We start from the raw sequence: 8,202 nt of genomic DNA, 5'->3' as shown, positions 1-8,202 counted from the left end.
GGCGTAGGAAATTTGAGAGGAGCTGTCCTTAGTACGAGAGGACCGGGATGGACACACCGCTGGTGTACCAGTTGTCTTGCCAAAGGCACAGCTGGGTAGCTATGTGTGGACGGGATAAGTGCTGAAAGCATCTAAGCATGAAGCCCCCCTCAAGATGAGATTTCCCATTGCATAAGCAAGTAAGATCCCTCAAAGACGATGAGGTAGATAGGTCCGAGGTGGAAGCACGGTGACGTGTGGAGCTGACGGATACTAATCGATCGAGGACTTAACCAATATCCTTTCAATGTCGTTATCCAGTTTTGAGAGAACAACCTCTCTAAACTTGTGAAGTGATGATGGCGAAGAGGTCACACCCGTTCCCATACCGAACACGGAAGTTAAGCTCTTCAGCGCCGATGGTAGTTGGGGGCTTCCCCCTGCGAGAGTAGGACGTCGCTTCGCAAGGATGGCACCACTTTTTTAGTGGTGCTTTTTTATTTGTCCAAAAACCTTAAACTTTAAATTTAATAAATTTATAAATCTTTAATCTTTCGGAACAAATTTTTTATTATTTATCCCTAATATCATAATTCATTTAAAAAAGAACAAACTAAACCTAGTTTCATTTTTGCGTCAATTGAAAAACATTCTTGATAATTTCCAATAATCCGAATTCTTTTTCTATTTACCAGATTCTTGACACTTGAAAAACATGTTGATAATCTTACTAATAATATTCGTTTATACTAGGAGGAATAATCGAAATGTGGGAGACGAAATTCGCCAAAGAAGGCTTAACATTTGACGATGTATTATTAATACCAGCACATTCAACAGTATTGCCAAAAGAAGTTGATTTATCTGTACAATTAACGCCAAAAATTAAATTAAATATTCCAATTATTAGTGCGGGTATGGATACAGTTACAGAATCCAAAATGGCAATTGCTATGGCACGTCAAGGTGGACTTGGAATAATCCATAAAAATATGTCTATTGAGGAACAGGCGGAAGAAGTTGAAAAAGTAAAACGTTCTGAAAATGGTGTAATTACAAATCCTTTCTTCTTAACACCTCAACATCAAGTATTTGATGCTGAACATTTAATGGGCAAATATCGCATTTCGGGTGTTCCAATTGTAAATAATGAAGAAGAACAAAAATTGGTAGGGATTATTACAAATCGTGATTTACGTTTCATTTCCGATTATTCATTGAGAATCGAAGAAGTGATGACGAAAGAAGATTTAATCACTGCTCCTGTAGGAACGACTTTAGAAGAAGCTGAAAAAATCTTACAAACATATAAAATTGAAAAACTCCCAATTGTTGATGATGATGGAAAATTAAAAGGTTTAATTACCATTAAAGATATTGAAAAAGTGATAGAATTTCCAAATGCTGCAAAAGATCAACTTGGTCGATTAATTGTCGGAGCGGCAGTGGGCATTTCTAGCGATACGTTTGCGCGTGTGAAAAAATTAGTGGAAGCACAAGTAGATATTATTGTAATTGATACTGCTCATGGTCATTCCCAAGGTGTAATTGACACAGTAAAGAAAATTCGCCAAGAGTATCCGGATTTAGAAATTATTGCGGGAAACGTGGCAACTGCTGAAGCCACTCGTGCATTATATGAAGCAGGTGCCGATGTAGTAAAAGTAGGTATTGGACCAGGTTCTATTTGTACAACTCGAGTAGTTGCCGGAGTAGGGGTACCACAAATTACGGCAATTTATGATTGTGCTACTGTTGCACGTGAATATGGCAAAACAATTATTGCTGACGGCGGTATTAAATATTCTGGTGATATCGTAAAAGCTTTAGCAGCAGGTGGACATGCTGTAATGCTTGGTTCACTTTTAGCTGGTACAACAGAATCACCGGGGGAAACAGAAATTTTCCAAGGTCGCCGTTTCAAAGTTTATCGCGGTATGGGTTCTCTTTCTGCAATGGAGCAAGGTTCAAAAGATCGCTATTTCCAAGAAGATGCGAAAAAATTAGTGCCTGAAGGTATTGAAGGCCGTGTTCCATACAAAGGACCTCTTGCTGATACAATCCATCAATTAGTAGGAGGCGTTCGTTCTGGTATGGGATACTGCGGTGCACCAAACTTAGAATATTTACGTGAATATTCACAATTTGTCCGCATTACAAATGCCGGTCTTCGTGAATCCCATCCACACACTGTTCAAATAACAAAAGAAGCGCCAAACTATTCTATCCAATAAATTACATGAAACCTCGCCACTCTTCTAACGTCAAGGGATTTTAGAAGGGTGGTTTTTTATTTGTTCTTTTACCACAGCGAACATAATCTATGGTAAAATGAGCGGAGATGATAATATTGAGTGGAGGTACATTCTGTGAAAAAAGCAAGGAAGACATCTATGATCAGCGTATTGCTTATTCCTATTCTGCTTCTTAGCATGTTTGTTACGATACCGCAAGCAAAAGCGGAAACAGATTTAGGTTTAACTGTAGGAGCTGCTATTTTAGTTGATGCAGATTCAGGAAAAATATTATATGAGCAAAATGCCGATACACCGCTTGGCATTGCCAGCATGTCTAAAATGATGACAGAGTATATTCTATTAGATGCTATTAAAGAAGGAAAAGTTTCATGGAATCAGAAATATAAAGTATCAGAATATGCTTATAAATTGTCGCAAAATCGCGCATTGAGCAACGTGCCTTTGAGAGCGGACGGAACTTATACATTACGAGAATTATATGAAGCTATGGCAATCTATTCTGCCAACGCAGCGACAGTGGCCATTGCTGAAATGGTGGCAGGAACGGAAACTGAGTTTGTTAAATTAATGAATAAAAAAGCGGAAGAACTCGGACTTGAAGGTTATAAATTTGTCAACTCAACAGGATTAAATAATAAAGATTTAATGGGCATGCAGCCTGCGGGGACAGGACCAGAAGATGAAAATGTTATGCCTGCTCGCTCTGTTGCAAAACTTGCCTATCATTTACTGAAAGATTATCCAGAAGTTTTAGAGACTGCCAGCATTCCAAAGAAAATATTCCGTGAAGGCACAGATGATGCGATTCAAATGGAAAACTGGAACTTTATGCTTCCAGGATTGGTATATGAATATGAAGGTGTCGATGGTTTAAAAACTGGTACAACGAATTTGGCTGGATATTGTTTTACAGGTACTGCTGAAAGAAATGGAACTCGTTTAATTTCTGTTGTCATGAATGCAGTTGATTCCAACGGCGCTGGATCTTACAAAGCTCGTTTTGATGCAACAGCCAAACTATTCAACTATGGGTTTAACCAATTCTCAAAACAAGAAATTATACCAGAAGACTTTTCAGTAAAAGGCAAGGATACTATTAAAGTCATTAAAGGAAAAGAAGATAAAGTCAAAATCGCTGTAAAAGAACCCTTCTCCATGTTGGTGAAAAATTCGGAAAGAGATTTATATGAACCAAAATTAGTATTAGATAAAGATTCATTAGAAGCGGAAGTGAAAAAGGGTACGGTAGTTGGGAAAGTTGTGATTGAAAGAAAAGAAGGATCTGACTACGGTTTTATTGATGGAAAAGCAATGGCTGTGGATGTTGTAACAGCAAAAGATGTGGAACGTGCAGGATTTGTTTCTTTATTCTTCCAAGGTATCGGCAATTTCTTCAGCAACGTTTGGAGTGGAATTACAGGGTTTATCGGCGGTTTGTTTGGCTAATATAAGATAAAAGGGGGCGTCTGAAAAGTTATTTTGAGACGCCCCCTTTGCGGTTGTCGCTAGAGTTTTGCCGCAGATAAATTGCGACGAGGAGGCGCCTTTGATGTGACCACCGCAGGGAAAGTTTTTAAGAGAATATTACTATAAGAAGTAAGGCTGTTCAGAAAGTGTTCGACTTTCTGGATAGCCCCTTTTTCTTTTAATCTATTGCTCAGGAAATAATAACTATGTGTAAAATAATATTGCAAAATATTATTTAGCTAATTGCGGAATTCTCCAACATTTCATTAAATGATGAATGGCCTCTTCCATATCTTCTAAAGGGATCCCTCCAAACCCAAGTAAGAAAGTAGGATGTTCATATTTGATTGGTTTTAATAAATAATTCGTTACAGGGGTAATGGAGATTCCACTTTCTTCAGCCATTTGCTTCAATGTTTCCACACTGTTGCTGCTCGGTATGGAAATTAAAACGTGCATGCCGGCTTGGTCTCCTGTAATTTTTATATCAGGGTAATAAGTAGATAGTGTATGCTTTAATTTTTCATGTTTTTTGCGATAGATTTTCCGCATGCGGTTTAAATGTTTTGAGAAGTGGCCATCTCTCATAAAGTTGGCTAAAAGATGCTGCACAAATCGGGGAACGGTTGCTGAATAGTAACTAAATAGTTCTTTATATTTTATTAATAAATGATGGGGCAATACCATATAAGCAACCCTGAGCGATGGCATGAGCGATTTAGTAAAAGTGCTCATATAAATGACTTTATGATTTTGATCTAATCCATGCAATGCCGGAATTGGTTTTCCAATATAACGAAATTCACTATCATAGTCGTCTTCGATAATGTAGCGATTTGGCGCTTTGCTTGCCCATTTGAGAAGCTGTGTTCTTCTTGTCGCTGATAGAACCGCTCCTGTCGGGAATTGATGGGAAGGCGTGACATAGACAATATTAGCATTTGTTTTTTCGAGTTCCTCTACGACTAAGCCTTCTTCATCTACAGAAATGGGGATTGCTTTATTTTTTAAATGAATTCTTGGGATGGCTGAATAGCCCGGATTTTCAAGGGCAAGTGTAGAATCATCTTGAAATAACCGCAAAATCATCGGCAACAGATGTTCTGTTCCGGATCCGATGATGATTTGGTCAGGTTCGCAATGAATTCCTCTTGATTGAAATAAATAATTGGCAATCTCTTTCCGGAGTACGCTTTCCCCTTGTGGTTCCCCAATCTGAAGCAATTCTTTTGAACTGATATCAAACAGATCCCGCACATATTTTCTCCATACGCCAAAAGGAAAGGAATCCTCGTCCACTTTTCCTGGATGGAAATCATATCGGTATTGCTTTTTTTCTTTATGCGGGATGGTGATATGGGTTTGCTGTTTTTCCACGTATGGTAGTTCATCAATTTCTTCCACAAAATAGCCCACCCGAGGGACAGATGTAATATATCCTTCCGCCAATAACTGCGAATAAGCAATTTCTATTGTAGTTTGGCTGATGTTCAAAAACTCCGCCAGTTTCCTCTTGGATGGCAGTTTTGCGCCCACTTTAATTTGTTTTTGAATAATCGCATTTTTGATTCCTGTATAAAGCTGTTCATAAAGAGGGATATTTTTATCTTTTTCCAACTGGAAAATCAGCATGTCCATTTTTATGCACCTCTTAACTGACCACACAGATTTTTTATTTTTTGAAACTTTTATTATAGTCAAAATTTATTATACTAAAAGCTATAAAAAATGAGGAGGTAATATTATGTCAATTTTGGAAAGAATTAATATACCTTATGGTGGCGTCATTATGGACGTGGTGAATCCTGAACAGGCGAAAATTGCTGAGGCAGCGGGCGCTGTTGCGGTAATGGCATTGGAAAAAGTGCCGGCTGATATACGGAAAGAAGGTGGAGTCGCCAGAATGGCAGATCCACGGGTAATAGAGGAAGTAAAGAATGCCGTATCGATTCCGGTAATGGCAAAAGCGAGAATTGGCCATATTACAGAAGCGCGGATTTTGGAAGCAATCGGAGTGGATATGATTGATGAAAGTGAGGTATTGACGCCTGCAGATGATGAATTTCATTTGTTAAAAAGTGAGTTTAAGGTGCCTTTCGTCTGCGGTTGCAGAAATCTGGGCGAAGCGGCAAGAAGAATTGGTGAAGGGGCTGCCATGCTGCGCACGAAAGGTGAAGCCGGCACTGGAAATATTGTCGAAGCTGTGCGCCATCTTCGCAAAGTCAATGCAGAAGTCCGCCGTATAGTGAACATGAGCAAAGATGAATTAATGGTTGAAGCAAAAACTTTAGGAGCCCCTTATGAATTATTGTTAAAAATCAAAGAACTGGGCCGATTGCCTGTTTTGAATTATGCTGCCGGAGGGGTGGCAACACCAGCAGATGCGGCGTTGATGATGGAATTGGGCGCAGACGGAGTATTTGTCGGTTCCGGCATTTTCAAATCGGAAAATCCGGAAAAATTCGCCCGTGCCATTGTGGAAGCGGTACGAAACTACAAAGATTATCAGCTGATTGCGGAACTTTCAAAGGATTTAGGATCGCCAATGAAAGGGATTGACATTGCATCACTTCCAAAAGAGGAACTGTTACAATTCAGATAACATTTAATGAAGGATTCATGTAATTTCTTGCAAAATTTCATCTGTTATAGTACCCTAATGTTAAAAATTATATAAGTAATTCGATGACAGGAAGTAGTAGCAAGTACGTTTTTTTCAGAGAGTCAGCGGTTGGTGGAAGCTGATAAAAACCCTTGCGAATCCATCCTTGAGTTGCCCATCTGAACGTTTAAGTAGGATTGGGCCGGTAATAGAACCGTTATCTGGCAAGAGGATTAGGCATTCGCCTAATCAATTAGGGTGGCAACGCGGGTAGCTCTCGTCCCTTTTTGGGATTGAGAGCTTTTTATATGGAATATTTAAATAAAGTTTGGAGGAATCAGCATGTTAGACATTCGACGTGTTCGTGAAAACTATGAAGAAGTAAAGAAAATCCTTTTAACTCGCAATGAAGACTTAGGAAATTTTGATGAATTTGAAGTGCTTGATTCTAAACGTCGAGAACTCATTGCGAAAACTGAAGAATTAAAAGCTGAGCGCAATAAAGTATCAGAGCAAATTGCTGTCATGAAACGCAATAAAGAAAATGCTGATGATTTGATTCAACGCATGCGTGAAGTAGGAGAAGAAATCAAAAAATTAGATGCAGAATTGGAAGAAATTGAACAACAATTCAAAGATATGATGATGCGTTTGCCAAATCTTCCTCATGAATCCGTTCCAATTGGTGAAAGTGAAGATGACAATGTAGTGGAATATACTTGGGGGGACGTGCCAAAATTTGATTTTGAAGTGAAGCCTCACTGGGATTTGGCAACAGATTTGGGCATTATCGATTTTGAACGGGCTGCAAAAGTAACAGGAAGCCGTTTTGTTTTCTACCGCGGTTTAGGAGCAAGACTTGAGCGGGCTCTTATGAATTTTATGATGGATTTGCATGTGGAAGAGCATGGATATGAAGAAATGCTTCCTCCAGTCATTGTCAACCGCGACAGTTTATTAGGAACAGGACAATTGCCAAAATTTGAAGAAGATGTATTTAAATTAGCTGAAACAGATTATTTCATGATTCCAACAGCAGAAGTGCCTGTAACAAACTTTTACCGCGATGAAATTTTGAGCATCGATATGTTGCCAAAAGCTTTTGTTGCATATAGTGCATGTTTCCGTTCCGAAGCAGGTTCAGCAGGCCGTGATACGCGCGGATTGATCCGCCAGCATCAATTCAATAAAGTGGAACTTGTCCGCTTTGTCAAACCAGAAGAATCTTATGAGCAGTTGGAATTGTTGACAAGTCATGCTGAAAAAGTGCTTCAATTATTGGAACTTCCTTATCAACGGGTGAAAATGTGTACAGCTGACTTAGGTTTTACAGCTGCCAAAAAATATGATTTGGAAGTATGGATGCCAGCTCAAAATAAATACCGCGAAATTTCATCTTGCTCTAACTTTGAAGACTTCCAAGCAAGACGCGCCAATATCCGATTCCGCCGCGAACATGGAGCAAAACCTGAATATGTTCACACATTAAATGGTTCAGGGCTTGCAATCGGCCGAACAGTTGCAGCCATTTTAGAAAATTATCAACAAGAGGATGGAAGCGTCGTAATTCCAAAAGTATTGGTTCCATATATGGGAGGAAAAGAGGTCATTACGCCTAATAAATAATAAAGATATAGAAAAAAAGAGCTAATGGAAAAAAATCCATTGGCTCTATTTTATTTTGATATGAATAATTATTACTATCCAATATTTTTTCTGAAAATTGCCAATTAAGTAAAATAATCAAATCATCATCTTGCTTTAATGATTTTTGGATAATATAATTTTTCAATAAATATTAATATGCTTTCATAATATAAATTACCAAATATTCTTAAATCAAAGGTATTTTAAAATAAAATTTTAATAAAAGGAGGAAATTCTCATTCACATAAG

5 protein-coding genes, 1 rRNA gene and 2 other annotated features are annotated in these 8,202 nt (G+C 38.4%); of the genes, 5 read left to right on the top strand and 1 reads right to left on the bottom strand.

The features are described 5' to 3' along the window. Positions 1 to 2 precede the first annotated feature (2 nt). Positions 3 to 264: a sequence feature (23S ribosomal RNA rRNA prediction is too short), on the top strand. A 64-nt stretch (positions 265 to 328) separates the two neighbouring features. From rrf to DKZ56_RS02275, 3 genes are all read left to right on the top strand, one after another. After that, positions 329 to 444: ribosomal RNA gene (rrf, locus tag DKZ56_RS02285) — 5S ribosomal RNA — on the top strand. 302 nt (positions 445 to 746) lie between these two features. Continuing rightward, complete coding sequence (gene guaB / locus DKZ56_RS02280; RefSeq protein ID WP_208651101.1) at positions 747 to 2,213, top strand: IMP dehydrogenase; 1,467 nt, start codon at positions 747 to 749, stop codon at positions 2,211 to 2,213. A 135-nt stretch (positions 2,214 to 2,348) separates the two neighbouring features. After that, the gene (locus DKZ56_RS02275; RefSeq protein WP_425471036.1) at positions 2,349 to 3,683 is read left to right on the top strand and encodes a serine hydrolase; all 1,335 of its coding nucleotides are present in this window, start codon (positions 2,349 to 2,351) and stop codon (positions 3,681 to 3,683) included. Between the two features lie 252 nt (positions 3,684 to 3,935). On the opposite strand, the gene pdxR is transcribed toward DKZ56_RS02275, so the two are convergent. Continuing rightward, positions 3,936 to 5,342: a MocR-like pyridoxine biosynthesis transcription factor PdxR gene (gene pdxR, locus DKZ56_RS02270; protein ID WP_208651099.1), complete on the bottom strand. Its 1,407-nt coding sequence runs from the start codon at positions 5,340 to 5,342 to the stop codon at positions 3,936 to 3,938. Positions 5,343 to 5,448: 106 nt separating this feature from the next. Here pdxR and pdxS point away from each other — a divergent pair, with 106 nt between their 5' ends. Next, positions 5,449 to 6,306: a pyridoxal 5'-phosphate synthase lyase subunit PdxS gene (pdxS, locus tag DKZ56_RS02265; protein ID WP_208651097.1), complete on the top strand. Its 858-nt coding sequence runs from the start codon at positions 5,449 to 5,451 to the stop codon at positions 6,304 to 6,306. Positions 6,307 to 6,380: 74 nt separating this feature from the next. Next, positions 6,381 to 6,594, top strand: a binding site (T-box leader). A gap of 54 nt (positions 6,595 to 6,648) precedes the next feature. Beyond that, positions 6,649 to 7,932, top strand: coding sequence for a serine--tRNA ligase (serS, locus tag DKZ56_RS02260; protein WP_208651095.1), 1,284 nt, complete (start codon positions 6,649 to 6,651; stop codon positions 7,930 to 7,932). Positions 7,933 to 8,202 lie beyond the last annotated feature (270 nt).

Source organism: Ureibacillus thermophilus (genome assembly GCF_004331915.1).
GTDB classification, from domain to species: Bacteria; Bacillota; Bacilli; order Bacillales_A; family Planococcaceae; genus Ureibacillus; species Ureibacillus thermophilus.
This window is presented reverse-complemented; position numbering and strand designations above follow the sequence as displayed.